This window comes from Mesorhizobium sp. M1403 (genome assembly GCF_040317695.1).
Taxonomy (GTDB): Bacteria; Pseudomonadota; Alphaproteobacteria; order Rhizobiales; family Rhizobiaceae; genus Mesorhizobium.
On record NZ_JAMYKY010000001.1, the window covers coordinates 277,618 to 293,674 of the forward strand.

General features: G+C 63.9%; 17 protein-coding genes. 11 read left to right on the forward strand and 6 right to left on the reverse strand.

Going from position 1 to position 16,057, the window contains the following annotated elements:
* Positions 1 to 61: 61 nt before the first annotated feature.
* The 5 genes from hemP to NKH01_RS01390 all read left to right on the forward strand — a co-directional run bounded on the left by hemP (position 62) and on the right by NKH01_RS01390 (position 4,312).
* Entirely contained in the window at positions 62 to 268 is a 207-nt protein-coding gene (hemP, locus tag NKH01_RS01370; protein ID WP_023720005.1) for a hemin uptake protein HemP, read from the forward strand.
* Positions 269 to 277: 9 nt separating this feature from the next.
* A complete protein-coding gene (locus tag NKH01_RS01375) occupies positions 278 to 1,339 on the forward strand; it encodes a hemin-degrading factor (RefSeq protein ID WP_353018583.1) in 1,062 nt (353 codons plus the stop codon).
* Between the two features lie 11 nt (positions 1,340 to 1,350).
* Positions 1,351 to 2,259, forward strand: a complete 909-nt coding sequence (locus tag NKH01_RS01380; protein WP_353018584.1) for a heme/hemin ABC transporter substrate-binding protein — start codon at positions 1,351 to 1,353, stop codon at positions 2,257 to 2,259.
* Positions 2,260 to 2,264: 5 nt separating this feature from the next.
* The gene (locus NKH01_RS01385; protein ID WP_353018585.1) at positions 2,265 to 3,368 is read left to right on the forward strand and encodes a FecCD family ABC transporter permease; all 1,104 of its coding nucleotides are present in this window, start codon (positions 2,265 to 2,267) and stop codon (positions 3,366 to 3,368) included.
* Positions 3,369 to 3,523: 155 nt separating this feature from the next.
* Complete coding sequence (locus tag NKH01_RS01390; protein ID WP_353018586.1) at positions 3,524 to 4,312, forward strand: heme ABC transporter ATP-binding protein; 789 nt, start codon at positions 3,524 to 3,526, stop codon at positions 4,310 to 4,312.
* Positions 4,313 to 4,325: 13 nt separating this feature from the next.
* On the opposite strand, the gene rirA is transcribed toward NKH01_RS01390, so the two are convergent.
* Positions 4,326 to 4,787: an iron-responsive transcriptional regulator RirA gene (gene rirA / locus NKH01_RS01395; protein WP_023720010.1), complete on the reverse strand. Its 462-nt coding sequence runs from the start codon at positions 4,785 to 4,787 to the stop codon at positions 4,326 to 4,328.
* A gap of 191 nt (positions 4,788 to 4,978) precedes the next feature.
* Here rirA and NKH01_RS01400 point away from each other — a divergent pair, with 191 nt between their 5' ends.
* The 3 genes from NKH01_RS01400 (at position 4,979) to NKH01_RS01410 (ending at position 7,432) form a co-directional block, all read left to right on the forward strand.
* Complete coding sequence (locus NKH01_RS01400) at positions 4,979 to 6,283, forward strand: DUF445 domain-containing protein (RefSeq protein WP_023720011.1); 1,305 nt, start codon at positions 4,979 to 4,981, stop codon at positions 6,281 to 6,283.
* An 84-nt stretch (positions 6,284 to 6,367) separates the two neighbouring features.
* Positions 6,368 to 6,796: a phasin family protein gene (locus NKH01_RS01405; protein WP_023720012.1), complete on the forward strand. Its 429-nt coding sequence runs from the start codon at positions 6,368 to 6,370 to the stop codon at positions 6,794 to 6,796.
* Between the two features lie 138 nt (positions 6,797 to 6,934).
* Positions 6,935 to 7,432: a MaoC family dehydratase gene (locus NKH01_RS01410; RefSeq protein WP_023720013.1), complete on the forward strand. Its 498-nt coding sequence runs from the start codon at positions 6,935 to 6,937 to the stop codon at positions 7,430 to 7,432.
* 245 nt (positions 7,433 to 7,677) lie between these two features.
* On the opposite strand, the gene NKH01_RS01415 is transcribed toward NKH01_RS01410, so the two are convergent.
* Positions 7,678 to 9,081, reverse strand: coding sequence for an aminotransferase-like domain-containing protein (locus NKH01_RS01415; protein ID WP_353018588.1), 1,404 nt, complete (start codon positions 9,079 to 9,081; stop codon positions 7,678 to 7,680).
* 104 nt (positions 9,082 to 9,185) lie between these two features.
* Between NKH01_RS01415 and NKH01_RS01420 the strand changes: the two genes are divergently transcribed.
* Together NKH01_RS01420 and NKH01_RS01425 are read left to right on the forward strand one after the other, a co-directional pair.
* Positions 9,186 to 10,079 (forward strand): DMT family transporter, encoded by an 894-nt coding sequence (locus tag NKH01_RS01420; RefSeq protein ID WP_353018590.1) that lies wholly within the window; start codon positions 9,186 to 9,188, stop codon positions 10,077 to 10,079.
* Positions 10,080 to 10,240: 161 nt separating this feature from the next.
* The gene (locus tag NKH01_RS01425; protein WP_353018593.1) at positions 10,241 to 11,038 is read left to right on the forward strand and encodes an alpha/beta fold hydrolase; all 798 of its coding nucleotides are present in this window, start codon (positions 10,241 to 10,243) and stop codon (positions 11,036 to 11,038) included.
* Positions 11,039 to 11,065: 27 nt separating this feature from the next.
* Here the strand turns inward: NKH01_RS01425 and NKH01_RS01430 are convergent, their stop codons facing one another.
* Positions 11,066 to 12,481 (reverse strand): MFS transporter, encoded by a 1,416-nt coding sequence (locus tag NKH01_RS01430; protein WP_353019165.1) that lies wholly within the window; start codon positions 12,479 to 12,481, stop codon positions 11,066 to 11,068.
* A 193-nt stretch (positions 12,482 to 12,674) separates the two neighbouring features.
* On the opposite strand from NKH01_RS01430, the gene NKH01_RS01435 reads away from it, so the two are divergent.
* Positions 12,675 to 13,568 (forward strand): LysR family transcriptional regulator, encoded by an 894-nt coding sequence (locus NKH01_RS01435; protein ID WP_352844293.1) that lies wholly within the window; start codon positions 12,675 to 12,677, stop codon positions 13,566 to 13,568.
* 20 nt (positions 13,569 to 13,588) lie between these two features.
* On the opposite strand, the gene NKH01_RS01440 is transcribed toward NKH01_RS01435, so the two are convergent.
* From NKH01_RS01440 to NKH01_RS01450, 3 genes are read right to left on the reverse strand one after another with little or no spacing between them, the layout of a single operon-like run.
* Positions 13,589 to 14,629: a zinc-dependent alcohol dehydrogenase family protein gene (locus NKH01_RS01440; RefSeq protein WP_352844291.1), complete on the reverse strand. Its 1,041-nt coding sequence runs from the start codon at positions 14,627 to 14,629 to the stop codon at positions 13,589 to 13,591.
* Between the two features lie 34 nt (positions 14,630 to 14,663).
* On the reverse strand, positions 14,664 to 15,314 hold the full coding sequence (gene maiA / locus NKH01_RS01445; RefSeq protein WP_353018596.1) for a maleylacetoacetate isomerase: 651 nt from the start codon (positions 15,312 to 15,314) through the stop codon (positions 14,664 to 14,666).
* A 4-nt stretch (positions 15,315 to 15,318) separates the two neighbouring features.
* Positions 15,319 to 16,029 (reverse strand): fumarylacetoacetate hydrolase family protein, encoded by a 711-nt coding sequence (locus tag NKH01_RS01450; RefSeq protein WP_353018598.1) that lies wholly within the window; start codon positions 16,027 to 16,029, stop codon positions 15,319 to 15,321.
* Positions 16,030 to 16,057: the final 28 nt, after the last annotated feature.

Sequence of the window (16,057 nt, forward strand, 5' to 3'; positions counted from 1 at the left end):
TGAATCGGCATTTCACGCAGGCGCCGAGCCAGATGCCCGGCACAGAACAGGGAGCGAACCCATGAACACGCACAATCCCAGCGACTTTCGCTATCGCGTCCGCCGTTCCGACGAAAATTCCGTCCGTTTCGAACGGGTCCAATCGGCCGTGAGAACGCTGTCCAGCAACACGCTGTTCCAGGGCGAGCACGAGATCGGCATCGAACATCACGGTGCGCTGTATCGGCTGAAGATCACCCGGCAGGGCAAGCTCATCCTCAACAAGTAGGTGGTGGAAATGGACCAGCGCGTAAAACCCGCCCCGCACGAGATCCGACGGGCACGGGTAGACAATCCGAAAATGCGCGAGCGCGACCTCGCCGCCCAACTCGGTATTTCGGAGGCCGAACTGGTCGCCGCGCATTGCGGCGACGGGGTCGTGCGGGTCGAGCCGCGTGTCAACGACCTTTTGACTGGTCTCGAAGCTGTCGGTGAGGTGATGGCGCTGACCCGCAACGAAAGCGCGGTGCACGAGAAGATCGGCGTCTACGACAAGGTCGTCACCGGCAATCACAATGCCATGGTGCTCGGCGAAAACATCGACCTGCGCATCTTCCCGAAAGTCTGGGCGCACGGCTTTGCGGTGGAAAAGCGCGACGGCGCCGACATCCGTCGCAGCCTGCAGTTCTTCGACGCCGCAGGCGAGGCGATGCACAAGGTGCATCTCAGACCCGCATCCAACCTCTATGCCTATCAGAAGCTGGTGGCCGGGCTGGAATCACCGAACCAGGAACCGACGGTGGCGATTTCAGCGGGCGCGGCTGACGACGAGATCGAGACTGCGGACAATTCGGCCAGCGTCGAGGATCTGCGCGACCGCTGGAGCCAACTAACCGACGTGCATCAGTTCTTCGGCATGCTGAAGACACTGAAGCTCAGCCGCCGGCAGGCGGTGCGCTTGGTCGGCCAGGATTATGCCTGGCTGGTCGATAACGATGCGGTGAGCGCCATGTTCAACCACGCCGCCGCTGGCGCCATGCCGATCATGTGCTTTGTCGGCAATCGCGGCTGCATCCAGATCCATTCCGGCCCCGTCGCCTCGATCAAGCCGATGGGACCATGGCTCAATGTGCTCGACCAGACCTTCCATCTGCACCTGCGGACCGATCACATCGATGAGGTCTGGGCCGTGCGCAAGCCGACCAAGGACGGCCATATCACATCGCTCGAAGTCTATGGCGCCGACGGCAAGATGATCATCCAGTTCTTCGGCAAGCGGCATGAGGGCGAAAGCGAGCGCGAAGACTGGCGCTTTCTGGCCGAGAACCTGCCGCGCATCCCAAGCCCGACCGCAGCCTGAGGAAAACGACGATGGTTCTTTTCTCCAGGCTGCCATCGGTCTCCAGGTCGGCGCCTGGTCCTGCGGCCGCTGTTTTCCTGGCGTTCGCCGCGCTGATGCCGGCTCAGGCCGCCGAGGGCATCGCGACTTTCGCCGACCGCTCGAGGATCGTGGCCATCGGCGGCTCGATCACCGAGATCGTCTACGCGCTCGGCGAACAGGATCGCCTTGTCGCGCGCGATTCGACCAGCCGCTATCCGCAAGCGGCGGCGGAACTGCCCGATGTCGGCTACATGCGCCAGCTGTCGCCGGAGGGTGTGCTGTCGGTCAATCCGTCGGGCATATTGGCCCTGCACGGCAGCGGACCGAAGGAAGCCGTCGACGTCTTGAAGAAATCAAGAATCCCGTTCATCGAGGTGCCCGAGCGCTATGATAATCAAGGCATTCTCGAAAAGATCCACATCGTTGGCAAGGCGCTCGGCGTCGAGGCCAAGGCCGATGCGCTGGCAGCCGAGATTGACGCCAAGCTGAAGGCAGCCGAAAAGCAGACCGCCTCGATCAAGGAGCGCAAGCGCATCCTGTTCGTGCTGTCGATGCAGGGCGGCAAGCTGCTTGCCGCCGGCAGCGACACCGCCGCCGACGGCATCATCAAGCTTGCGGGCGGTGTCAACGCCATCGACGGCTTTGCCGGCTACAAGCAATTGTCGGACGAGGCAGTCATCACCGCCAGGCCCGACGTGATCCTGATGATGAACAATGCCGGGCCGACCACGGCGGATGACGAATTGTTTTCGAATCCTGTCGCGGCTTCGACGCCGGCGGGTGCCGCCCGCAAGCTGATCCGCATGGACGGCGGCTATCTGCTCGGCTTCGGCCCGCGCACGGCCGACGCCATCCACGACCTCGCCGTCTCGCTCTATGGCGGCCAGGTCACGGATTGAGCGCGATGGCCGATCATTCGATCGCTGATGCGGCGGGCATCATGGCGACGGCGGCCGAGGGTGACCGTTCGCGGCGCGCCCGCCTCGTCATTGTGCTGCTCTGCGTCGGGCTGGCTATCGCCGTGCTGTTGTCGCTGACCTCCGGCGCATCCGATGCCTCGGCCCTCGGCGTCATGCACGACTGGCTGTTCGGCGCGTTGCCCGGCGACGCGGCATTGAGCGCCCGCGACCATCTGATCATCCATGACATCCGTCTGCCGCGCGTCATTCTGGGCGTACTGGTCGGCGCATCGCTTGCCGTGTCCGGTGCCGTCATGCAGGGGTTGTTCCGCAATCCGCTGGCCGACCCCGGCCTGATCGGCGTTTCGGCCGGATCGAGCCTCGGTGCGGTCGCCGTCATCGTGCTTGGCTCGACCACGCTGGCGCCGCTGACTTCGGCGCTCGGCACGCTGGCTCTGCCGCTGGCTGCGTTCTGCGGCGGGCTGGCGACGACATTGCTGCTCTATCAGGTCGCGACACGGCAAGGCCGGACCTCGGTCGCCACCATGCTGCTCGCCGGCATCGCGCTGGCGGCGCTTGCCATGGCGCTGACCGGCATCCTGATCTTCATGGCCGACGACCGGCAATTGCGCGACCTGACCTTTTGGCAGCTCGGCTCGCTGGGCGGCGCAACCTGGCAAAAAATCGGCTCCGTCGGGCCGATCATCGTGCTGGCGCTGGCGGCAATGCCGTTCCTGGCGCGCGGCCTCAACGCGCTGGCGCTTGGCGAGGCGACGGCCGGCCATCTCGGCATTCCGGTGCAGCGGCTGAAATACACCGCGATCGTCGGCGTCTCGGCAGCGGTCGGCGCGTCGGTCGCCGTCAGCGGCGGCATCGGTTTTGTCGGCATCGTCGTGCCGCATTTGCTGCGCCTGCTGATCGGCCCCAACAACCGTTACCTGCTGCCGGCATCGGCGCTGCTCGGCGCCGCGCTGCTGCTGTTGGCCGACGCCGTTGCCCGCACCATCGTTGCCCCGGCCGAATTGCCGATTGGGATCGTCACCGCGGTCGCCGGTGCCCCGTTCTTCCTGTGGATCCTGCTGCGTAAGCGCGGCGTCATCGACCTGTGAGAGACCGTTTGGAAACTCTACTCTGGCGGCCATCTGATGGCGTTTTCTGCGCTTCCGGTGCTCACGGACCCAAATGTCCGCTCCGCTCCGGTTCTCGAAACCACCACCATATGACTCGCCAGAGCGAATTTCGAAACAGTCTCTAAGAGGGTTTTATGATCGAAGCGCGCGATGTCTCGGTGGCGATCGGCAGCAAGCGCATTGTCGCCAATGTCGATTTCGAGGCGCGGCCCGGCGAAATCGCGGCCATTGTTGGCCCCAACGGTTCGGGCAAGACGACCTTCCTCAGAGCACTGTCCGGCGATCTTGGCTATTCGGGAGAGGTCACCATCAACGGCCGCAATCTATCGGCGATGAAGCCGGTCGAGGCGGCGACGGTGCGCGCGGTGCTGCCGCAGGCGACGACGCTGTCCTTCCCGTTCACTGTGCGTGAGATCGTCAGGCTGGGCCTGGTCGGCGGGCGCTCCGGCGCGCTGCCCGGCGAGGACCAGCGCCTGCCCGAACGCGCGCTGGCGCGCGTCGACCTCGACGGTTTTGCCGGCCGCTTCTACCAGGAATTGTCCGGCGGCGAGCAGCAGCGCGTGCAGCTTGCCCGCGTACTCTGCCAGGTCTGGGCGCCGGTGCTCGACGGCAAGCCGCGCTATTTGTTCCTCGATGAGCCGGTGTCCAGCCTCGACATCAAACACCAGCTGATCATCATGGACATCGCGCGTGATTTCGCCAGACGGGGCGGCGGCGTGGTCGCCATCCTGCACGACCTCAATTTGACGGCGATGTATGCCGACCGGATTTTCGTCATGCATCGCGGCAGGCTCGCCGCTACAGGTTCGCCGCAACAGGTACTCAGCGACGAGCTGATCGAAAAGGTCTTCGATTGCCGGCTGAAGGTCGGTGTGTTGCCGGCAGGAAACATGCCGTTCGTTTTGCCGCAATCGGCAGCTTAGGCAATCAGAAAAATCAGGCGGCCGGCGCCCGTTGCACCAGCATGTCGATGCCGAGCAGGTGTCGCACATTCGGGCGCGCCGCCACCAGATCGGCGATCGTGTAGCGCGACAGCACGGCGAAGAAGGCGTTGAGCGCTTCGCGCAATGCCGAATTCAAGGCGCAGCTGTCGACCAGCGGGCATTCGGCGGCGTCGTTCTCGAAGCACTCGGCCATGGCAAAGCTTTCCTCCGTCACCCGCACGACATCAAACAGGCTGATCGTTTCGGCCGCGCGACCGAGCCTGACGCCGCCATTCCTGCCGCGCACCGTTTCGATCAAGCCGTTTTCGACCAGTGGCTGCAGGATCTTGAACAGGAAAAGTTCCGATACCGAATAGGCGGCGGCGATCTCGGGGATGCGGCTCAGCCGTTCGGTATTGGCGGCGCAATACATCAGAATGCGCATGGCGTAGTTGGTCTGACGGGTAAGCCGCATTGTGTCCTCACATAGCAGTGGTTGGCGTCAATATGGCCTATAGTTTGGAACAATTCCAGACTGGCGCTGCATAATAGATGAATTCAGGCGTCAAGTTTGCATGCGCGATTGCGCGCACCGGGATCAGCGGCGCGCTTTCTGTGGGAAGCGACATTAGATAAGTTCGCATGATCGATCAGGAGCGGCCCACCATGTCACGACCAGCCCCGGTTCTTGCATCCGTCGCGTTCGCCCGGTTCGACACCGACGCCGATGCCAAGCTTTCGGCGCTCAGGCGCACCAAGTTCGCTGCCACCGCAGCACTTGCGTTTTGCGTGCTGATCTTTGCGGCGGCGAAATCGTTCGAGAGCCGGCATGCGTGGTTGGGCTTTGTTGCCGCTTTCGCCGAGGCGGCGACGATCGGCGGGCTGGCCGACTGGTATGCGGTGGTAGCGCTGTTTCGGCGGCCACTCGGCCTGCCGATCCCGCATACGGCTATCATCCCGGAGAACCAGAACCGAATCGCCGACAATCTCGGCCGCTTCATCGAGGTCAATTTCCTGGCGCCGGAGCCGGTGCGCGAAAAGCTCGCCGAAGTCGATTTTTCCGCGCTGGTCGCGGACTGGCTGGCCGATCCGAACCGCGCCGCCGACCTGTCGCGTTTTGTCGGCCGGCTGGTGCCGCAGACGCTGGCGGCGGTCGAGCAATCCGGACTGCGCGGCTTCGTCACCAGCCGTATGCTGGAGCAGATCGAAAAGGTGCCGCTGGCGCCGCTCGCCGCCGAGTTGCTGTCGGCGCTGACTGACGATCGCCGCCACCAGAAACTATTCGACGAGTTCACCAAGGTGGTCGGCCGCTTCTTGAGCGACGAGCAGGCGCTGGCGACGATGCGCGAGAAGATCCGCGAGGAACTGCCGTCGCTGTTCAACCTGTTTCGCGCCGACGCCTATCTGCTGAAGAAGATCGTTGCGTCGGCCGGCTCGCTGCTCGATGAAGTGCGCGCCGATCCGCACCATCCAATGCGCGCCGAATTCGACCTTTTCGTCGCGACTTTCGTCGAGCGGCTGAGGACATCCAAACAATATGCCAGGCGCGCCGAAAAGCTGAAGCGAGATTTCCTCGCCCGGCCGGAACTCAGCGCTCTGGCCGGCGACATGTGGGAGAGCCTGCGGCTGTTCATCGAGCAGGACGCCAAGGCGCCGAATTCGATGATCCGCGACCATCTCGCCACCATGTTCGTCGAGGTCGGCCGCCATCTTGCCGACGACGCGCAGATCAGGGCCGACATGAACCAGGGGTTCATCGTGGCGCTGGCATCCTTCGTCGAAAGCCAGAAGAGCGGCGTGTCCAAATTCATCGCCGACCAGGTCAAGCGCTGGGACCTCGCGCAACTGACAAGGCTGATCGAGATGAACATCGGCAAGGACCTGCAATATATCCGCTTCAACGGCATGATCATCGGTGGCCTTGCCGGGCTCGTGCTCTACACCGCCGAACGGCTGTTTCTCGTCGGCTGACCTCGTCCGAATGGACCGCTGAGCTTCGCTGCACTATCTTCCGTGCAGTGGCGGCGTTCACGGCAACAGGGGGAGAGCACCAGCATGGCAAAACGACCGGATTCCGAGTCCTTTATCGACATGTTCGGCAAGTTCGGCCGCGACCTGAAGCTGCCGAATGTCGATGTCGAGGCGATCCTCGCCCACCACGCCAAGAACCTGGAAGCGCTGGAGAAGTCGGCCAGGGCGAGTGCCGCCGGAGCGTCGGCGCTGTTGTCCAGGCAACGCGAGATGCTACAGGACACGCTGCGCGAAATCACCGACATGGCACAAAACTACAGGGCGCCCGGCAATCCCCAGGAAATGATGCAGAAGCAGGCGGCGTTCGCCAGGAGATCCTTCGAGACCGCGCTGAAGAATGCCGGCGAGATGGCCGAACTGGCGAGGGCGTCCGGCACCGAATCCATCGAAATCCTGCGCAGCCGCATCAAGGAGGCGATGGAGGAGATCCGCGCCGGCCACGACAAGAAATAAGCTGTTCCCCAGCAGCACGCTTGCCGGCGGCGAAGACTGGCGGTTCGCGGCCGAAGATTATGGGCTGGAATCGCACTGGCGAATTGACAGGGGCGGCCCGTCGTGGTCCGGAACAGGCAAGCGATCGGGAAAGCAGGAATGACGCAGATACGGCCCACGACGCCGCCGACCTTCGAGCAACTCAGGGCGATGGCCGGGCAGGAATTAGGCGTCTCGGACTGGACGCTGGTCGATCAGCACCGCATCGACCAGTTTGCCGAATGCACGGGCGATCATCAATGGATCCATGTCGATCCCGAGCGGGCGAAGCGGCAAAGCCCGTTTCGCACCACGATCGCGCATGGCTATCTGACCCTGTCGATCATCGGCGCGCTGGCGCTTGAGATGGGCATCGTACCCGAAAACACGCAGGCCGCTTTCAACTACGGTTTCGACAAAGTGCGTTTCGTGGCGCCAGTCAGGGTCGGCTCGCGAATCAGGCTGCGCACCACGCTGTTGTCGATGGAAGACAAAGGCCCGGGGCAATATCTGATGAAGGCTTCCAATACGGTCGAGATCGAAGGCGAGCAGAGGCCGGCGCTGACCGCCGAGACGCTCGTCATGCTTTACGCACGCCGCAAGCGGGCCGGCACCTGAGAGACCGTTTGGAAACTCTACTCTGGCGGCCATCTGATCGCCTTTTCTGCGCTTCCGGCCTTCGCCGGCCGAAGCACTGATCAGCGGTCGTGGCAGTTAAGGCTACGGCCGGCGTAGGCCGGTGCTCACGGACCTAAATGTCCGCTGCGCTCCGGTTCTCGAAACCACCACCATATGACTCGCCAGAGCGAATTTCGAAACAGTCTCCGAGGACACGGGCTCAGACAGGCGTGCGGCGGTGCAAATCAGCGCGACATCGCCTGTTCAAGCGCCCTGAAAATCCGGTCGTCTCCCGATTGGGCGACGTTGAAGCGCATGAAACGGCTGGCCGACCGAGACAGGCTGAACGCATTGCCGGGCGCAAGCACGACGTTGGCCGACAAAGCGTGACGGGCGACATCCGCGGCATCTATCCCCTCCGGCAGCTTGCACCACAGAAACATGCCGGCCGGCTGATCTATCCATGGCATGACGCCAATGGCCTTCAGGCGGGTGCTGGTTTCTTCCACGGCGCGCGAGAGCCGCGCGCGCAGCAGATCGACGTGCTTGCGATAGAGGCCGTCCTTCAACAGCGTCAGCACCAGTTCGGATGCAAGCCGCCCGCTGCCAAAGGATGTGGCGATCTTGAGATCGGTCAAACCTTCCATCCAGTCGCGAGGAGCCGCAATGAAGCCGCACCGCACCGATGCCGAAAGCGTCTTGGAGAAGCTTCCGATATGGATGACCCGGCTGAGACCGTCGAAGGCCGCCAGCCGGGGCGCGGGCGTATGTTCGAAATCGGCGAAGATATCGTCCTCGATAATCGTCAGCCCCGACTGGTCGGCGAGCTTCAGCAGCCGATGGGCGGCGACGGGCGACAATATCGCGCCGGTCGGATTGTGGAGCGCGGAATTGGTGATGTAGAGGCGCGGCCGGTGCTCGTTCAGCGCTTGCGCGAACAGCTCGATGTTCGGCCCCGAGCGTGTGTAGGGAACGCTGATCACCTTGGCCCGATGGGCGCGCAACAGGGCATGGAAGTTGAAATAGCAGGGATCGTCGACCAACACGGTGTCACCCGGTTCGAGCAGAAACCTACACAGCAGGTCGATCGCCTGGGTGCCCGATTCCGTCAGCATGATCTGGTCCGGGGAGGCTTCGATACCGTGCTCGGCCATGCGCCGCGCCAGCAGATGGCGCAGCGCCGGCAAGCCGAGCGGCGTGCCGTAATCGGTCAGCGCGGCATCGTCGGCGCGGGCCATGGTCCGCAGTGCGCGGCGCAATCCGGCCTCGGGCATCCATGCGGCCGGCAACCAGCCGCAACCGGGTTTGAGCACATTGTCGCCAGCTTCCAGCGATTGGCGCGAGACCCACAGCGGGTCGACAGCACGGTCAAGCCTGGGGCCGATCTCGGCCAGTGACAGCGGAGCCAGCGATCCGGCGGCATAGAAACCCGAGCCTGGCCGCGAGCGGATCATGCCTTCCGCCGCAAGACGCTCATAGGCTTCGACCACGGTGGATTTGGAAACCTGCATGGCCTTGGCGAAAGCCCGGATCGAAGGCAGCCGCATTCCCGGTGTCAGGCTGCGCGCGGCGATCCTGTGCCTGATCGTCGCCATGACGATTTCGACAAGCGTCCGGCTGCCCTCATCTGTTGTCGTCTGCTCGTCCATCCGTACTGCTCAGCCTACCATGACGGTTTTGTCGAACTGTACCTCATTGTCTCTGGCGGAGCCATACGCCCGGCCCGATAGAGGGCGAAACGAGCGGGGCATCGATGGACAAGGCGGTGAGTGGTGGGGCGGCGAGTAGCTGGGCGGCGAGCGGCTGGGTCAACGGGTTCATAGGCGTGCTGATCTTCAGCGGTTCGCTTCCGGCGACGCGCGTGGCGGTGATGGATTTCGATCCGGTGTTCGTGACGGTCGCCCGTGCGGCTTCGGCGGGCATTCTCGGCCTCGCGCTGCTGCTCGTTTTTCGCCAGAAGCGACCGGAGCGGCAAGATCTGTTCTCGCTGGCGATCGTCGCGCTTGGCGTCGTGGTCGGCTTTCCCCTGCTGACAGCGCTGGCGCTCAAGCACATCAATTCGGCTCACTCGATCATTTTCGTCGGCCTGTTGCCGTTGGCGACCGCGATCTTCGGCGTGGTTCGAGGCGGTGATCGCCCGAAACCGGCGTTCTGGCTGTTCTCGTGTCTCGGCAGCGCCCTTGTTGCCGGTTTTGCAGTGACGCAAGGCCTCTCGGTCTCGCCGCTCGGCGACATCTTGATGCTGGCCGCCATCATCGTGTGCGGATTGGGCTATGCCGAAGGAGCGGCGCTGTCGCGCAAGCTCGGCGGCTGGCAGGTGATCTCGTGGGCGCTGGTGCTGTCGCTGCCGGTCATGCTGGCGCTGACGTTCATCACCATGCCGCCGTCGCTCGAAAGTGCCGGCAGGGGCGCGTGGATAGGTTTGGCGTATGTGTCGCTGTTCAGCATGCTGATCGGTTTCGTGTTCTGGTATCGCGGCCTGGCGCAAGGCGGCATCGCCGCGGTCGGGCAGCTGCAACTGCTGCAGCCTTTCTTCGGCCTTGGGCTGGCGGCAGCGCTGCTGCATGAGCAGGTCAGTCCCGCCATGATCGCCGTCACCGCCGCCGTCGTGCTTTGCGTCGTCGGCGCCAAGAGATATGCGAGATAGGTGCGCCGGCGCACTCTTGAACTCGATACAATCGCGTCCAGTTGATACCAGGAGCTGCCGACCTGGCGGAACGATGTCTCCGAGGCGCCGAATCGGCCAGCGTGATGCATCGGCGTGGAGGAAAAAGGGACGATTTGGTGCCTGGGGTGCAGAAGATACGCTTGTCCTCGGGCGGCGAGGTGGCCGTCCGGACGGCCGGTGATGCTTCCAAAACCGCGCTCGTCCTGCTGCACGGCTTTCCTAGCTCGTCGCGGACGTTTCGCGACGTGATCGCGCCGCTTTGCGGCAGCGTCTATGTCGTGGCGCCTGACCTGCCGGGCTTCGGCGCGTCCGATCTGCCGCCCGAGCCGTCGTTCGACATGCTGGCCAGCGCGATTGAAGAGCTGCTCTCGCGTCTCAACGTTGGCCGCAGGTTCCTCTATTTGCATGATTTCGGAGCCCCGGTCGCGCTTCATCTCGCCATACGCGTTCCGGAACTCGTCGAAGGCCTTATCATCCAGAATGCCAATGCCCACCGCTCTGGCTTTGGTCCGCAATGGGCAGACACATTGGACTTCTGGGCTGAGCCGAATGCGGCGAATGAGCAGGCCGCCACCGCCCATCTGACCCTCGAGGAACCCGCGACCAGTATGTCGCCGGCTTGCCAGCCGAGATCGCGGCGCAGATCGATCCAGGTAATTGGATTGAAGACTGGCGGGTCATGTGCCTGCCGGGACGACTTGATCTGCAGAAGGCGCTCATTGCCGACTACGGCCGATATGTCGACCGGTTCGGGGAGGTGGCTGGTTATCTGGCGAAACATCAGCCCCGAGCGATGCTTCTTTGGGGTCGCCACGATGCCTTCTTCGACATTGCAGAGGTTCAATCGTGGCTTATGGATCTTCCCCGGATGGAGGCCCACGTCTTCGACGCAGGCCATTTCCTTCTGGAGACGCATGCGCTCAGGGCTGCTGAACTGATGCTGGAGTTCGTCGCTGGCGGCTCAGCTAAGCGCGCTGGCCGCGGCGACCAGAAATAATCGCAATGATCAAAGCCGCCACCACCAGGGCCGTCGCGACCTGGAAAGTGACCTGCATGCCGCGTGCGGCTGCCGCAGATGCCAATACCTGCCGACCGGTGCCTTCGCCTCCGCCAGCCGATGCGAAGGCAAACACCGCGCCCATCACCGACGCACCGGTGATCAGGCCGAGATTGCGCGACAGATTGAGCAGGCCGGAGACGACGCCGCGCTGGTCGGACGCGACGCCGGTCATCACGGCTGAATTGTTGGCGGTCTGAAACAGGCTGTAGCCGGTGCAGACGATGATGATTGGCGCGACATAGCCGGCAATACCGAATTCCGCCTGCGACAGAATGAAGATACCAATGGCGAGATCGAGCAGGCCGACGATCATCATCCGGTGCGCCCCGAAACGATCGACCAGGCGCCCGGCCGGCAGCGCCGCCAAGGCCGTAACCAGAGGGCCGGCCGACAGAACCAGCCCGACCATGGCTGCGTCCAGCCCAAGCGCGCGCGACAGATAGAATGGCGCGACCACCAGCGTCGCCATCATCACGGTGGCGACGACCAGGCTCATGGCGAGGCTTGCGTTCAACGCCTGGTCGCGGAACCTGGCAGGCTGGATCAAAGGGTTCTCGACCCTTGTCTGCGCAATGACGAACAGCAGGCCACCCACGGCGGCGGCAACCAGCAAGCCGACATTGAGAGAACCAAAACTGCCGCGCCCAAGGGTCATGGCGAGCGCATAGGCGGCTAGCGTCAGCGCGAGCAAGGCCGTGCCGATGCCGTCGAAATCGCGCCGATCTCGTTCCGCTGACTTTTTTCCAGCCGGCAGGACGCGATAGGCGAGCGCGAAGGCCAGCGCCCCCAACGGCAGATTGATGAGGAAGATCGCTCGCCAGCCGAGGCCGGCGATCAGCAGTCCGCCAAGCGAGGGGCCAAGCGTGGTGCCGATCGCGGACATGGCGCCGAGCAGGCCCATGGCGCTGCCGGTTTTTTCCCGGGGGACCGTGTCGGCGATCAAGGCCAGCGTCAGAGCCATCATGACGGCCGCGCCGAGCCCCTGTGCCGCCCTTGCGGCAATCAGCAGCCAGAGCGTCGGCGCGAGCCCGCAAAGCACCGATGCGAAGGTGAACAGGCCAATGCCGCGGAGCAATAGCGGGCGGCGGCCGAATATATCGGCGAGTCGCCCGGCGCTGACGATCAAGGTGGTGATGGCGAGCAGATAGGCAAGAACGACCCATTGCACGAGCTGGAACGATGCGCCGAATGCCTGCATCAGCGATGGCAGCCCGACGCTGGCGATGCTGGTGGCGAGCGACGACAGCAGCGTTGAAAGCGACAGGCTGGCCAACGCCCATCGGGCCGAGCGGACGCTCACCGGGGCCGTTTCATTCCCGATCTTTTCAGCCCCGGCCTTTTCAGCCCAGCTCTTTTCAGCGGTCGATGCCACGGTGAACTCCTCTGCCGGCAAGCCCCCAAAACCGGAGCTGTCGGAAGCTATTCCCCTGCTTGATGTGGCGAAAGGCGCAGCATTTGCATCTTATTCGTGCATGAAACGCTACATCACGGCTGAGCTGTGTTATGGTCCTTCCATGTCGTCACCCGATCTCAATCTGCTTGTCGCCCTCGATGTGCTGCTGAGCGAGGGCAGCGTCGCCCGCGCTGCCGCGCGGCTGCACCTCAGTCCGTCGGCGATGAGCCGGACGCTGGCGCGGCTGCGCCAAGCGACAGGCGATCCATTGCTGGTCCGGGCCGGCCGTGGCCTGGTTGCGACACCGCGCGCGCAGGAATTGCAGCAGCAGGCAGGCCGAGTCGTCCAGGAAGCCGAAGCGCTCCTGCTTCCCGCCAGGCTCCTCGACCTCTCAGGTCTCGACAGGGTTTTTACGCTGCGCGCCAATGAAAGCTTCGTCGAGGAATTCGCGCCGCGTCTCGTCGCCCGTATCGAAGCGAATGCGCCTGGCGTGCGGCTGCGTTTTGCGCCGAAATCCGACAGGAACGACATGTCGCTGCGCGACGCAGGGATTGATCTCGAAATCGGGGTTGCCGGTGAAACGAGCCCTGAAATGCGTATTCAGGCGCTGTTTCGCGACCGCTTCATCGGTGCGGTGCGAACGGGCCATGAGCTGAGCGAGGGTCCGGTGACGCCGGAACGCTATGCGGCCGGCCGCCACATCAGCGTTTCGCGGCGTGGTCGCGAAAAAGGCCCGATCGACGAGGCCTTGAAACTGCTGGGCCTCCAGCGGACGGTTGTGTGCATGGTTTCCAGCTTCTCGGCCACGCTCGCCATGGCGCGCGCCTCCGATTTGATCGCCAGCGTCCCCGAGCGGCACACGCTAGGCGCGCGCACGGGCATGTTCAGCTTTCCGTTGCCGGTCGATGTTGCCGAGGTCACGATCTCGATGCTCTGGCATCCGCGGCTCGATGCCGATCCGGCACAACGCTGGTTACGCGCCTGCGTGCGGGAGGTCTGCGCCTTTCTCCGCTAATCCAGACTCGGGTCGCTGATCTAGAATCGGGTCACCACGCCGATGCCGATGCCTTCGAAGCCGCCCATCGCCATCAATGCGGCCGGCGCCTCCTCGAGGCTGATCTTCTTGCCGACCAGCAGTTCGGGCTTAAGCTTGCCGGTGCGGATCATCTCCATCATCGCCTGGTAGCGAAACGCCTGCATGCCGTGGCTGCCGCGGATCTCGAGCTCGAAGGCGATCACCTTGTCCATCGGTATCTGCGGCCTGGCATGCTCGCCGAGCATCAGGCCGACCTGCACATGGCGGCCGCGCCGGCGCAGGTTCGCGATCGAGTTGAACGACGTCGTCGGATGGCCGAGCGCGTCCATCGACATATGCGCGCCGCCATTGGTGATCTGCTTGACCGCCTTGACCACGTTCGGCGTCTTTGCCGCGTTGATCGTCGCCACCGCGCCGATCGTTTTGGCGAAGTCCAGCTTCTCGTCGGTCAGGTCGATGGCAACGACATTGGCGCCCATGGCGCTGGCGATCATGATCGCCGACAGGCCGACGCCGCCGCAGCCATGCACGGCCACCCATTCGCCGGGCGTCACTCGGCCCTGGTCGACGATGGCGCGGAACGAGGTGACGAAGCGGCAGCCGAGGCTGGCGGCGGTGGCGAATTCCATCTCGTCGGGCAAGCGCACGAGATTGGTGTCGGCATGGTCGATGGCGACATATTCGGCGAACGATCCCCAGGCAGTGAAGCCGGGCTGGAACTGGTGTTCGCAAACCTGGTGATTGCCCGAGGTGCATTCAAAACAGCGGCCGCAGCCGACGGCGAACGGCACGGTGACGCGCTCGCCGGTCTTCCAGCGGGTCACCTGGCTGCCTGTGGAGACCACGACGCCGGCCAGTTCGTGGCCCGGCACATGCGGCAGGCGGATGCCGTCGTCGTGGCCCATCCAGCCATGCCAGTCGCTGCGGCAGAGGCCAGTCGCCTCGACCTTGATGACGACGCCTTCCGGCGAAGGCGTCGGATCCGGCACCGTCTGGATCGTCGGCGCCTCGCCGAATTTTTCGAAGACGACGGCTTTCATCGGCAGTTCCTCATCACGTCATGCAATTTGCGGTTTACTCGGCATCGATCTGGTTTTCCGGCGCGGCCTTCTGGAACGCCGGCAGCGCCATGCAGGCGGCATTGATGCGCGAGATCGTCGGGTAGGGCGTCATGTCAACGCCGAAACGGGCATTGCTGGTGATCTGTGCGACGAGGCAGATGTCGGCCAGTCCCGGCTTATCGCCATGGCTGAATGTCTTTGTCTCGGCGGACGAAGCCAGAATCTTTTCAAGCGGCTGGAAACCTTCGTTCACCCAATGCCGGAACCAGTTGGCGACATCCTGGTCGCCGGCGCCGAACAGCGTCCGCAATGAGGTCAGCACGCGCAGATTGTTCACCGGATGGATGTCGCACGCGATCATCTGGGCCAGCATCCTGACGCGAGCCCGGCCCGGTGCATCCTTGGGCAGCAACGGCGGCTCTGGCGTGGTCTCGTCGAGAAATTCGATGATCGCCAGCGACTGCGTCAGGAGCGTGCCGTCGCCCAGGACCAGCGCCGGCACCAGCCCTTGCGGATTGACCGCGAGGTAGGCGGGCTCCCGATGCTCGCCGTGCCGCAAATGATGCGGCACGTAGTTGTAGGTCAGGCCCTTCATCTCCAGTGCGATCCGCACCCGGTAAGACGTCGAGGACCGGTAGTAGTTGTGAAGGACGATGTCGCTCATCAGATCATGGGTCCGGTTGGCCGATGGTCAATTCGATTTCGCCGATGCCGTCGACGCCGCCGGTGATCTTTTCGCCCGGCCCAACGGCGCCGACGCCAGCCGGCGTTCCGGTGAAGATCAGGTCGCCGGGTTTAAGCTCTACCGCCTCGCTGCAAATCGAGACGATGTCGGGAACCGGCCAGATCAGTTCGGCAAGGTCGCCGTCCTGCCTGATCTCGCCGTCGACGGCGAGCCAGATGCGGCCCTTTTCGGGATGACCGGATTTTTGCGCCGGGACCAGCGGGCCACAAGGGGCGGAACGGTCGAAGGCTTTCGACCAGTCCCACGGCCGTGCCGCCTTCTTCGCTTCGTCCTGAAGGTCGCGGCGGGTCAGGTCGACGCCGACGCCGTAACCCCAGACATGGTCCAGCGCGCGCTCGCGGGGGATGCGGAAGCCGGCTCTGCCGATCGCGACGACCAATTCGATCTCGTGATGCAGGTTTTGGGTCAGTGGCGGGTAGGGGATCGTCGTGCCAGATCCGATTGCTGCATCGACCACCGCATCACCCGGCTTGGTGAAGAAGAAGGGCGGGTCGCGCTCGTCATTGCCGAACTCGCGGGCATGGGCGGCGTAGTTGCGGCCGACGCAGAAGATCCGGCGCACCGCAAAACGCTCCAGTGAGCCGGCGACGGCCACCGACGGGGTTGCGGGCAGGGGAAGGACGAAGCCTGTCATGCAGTGTCTCTGTTTCAATGCATCTGTC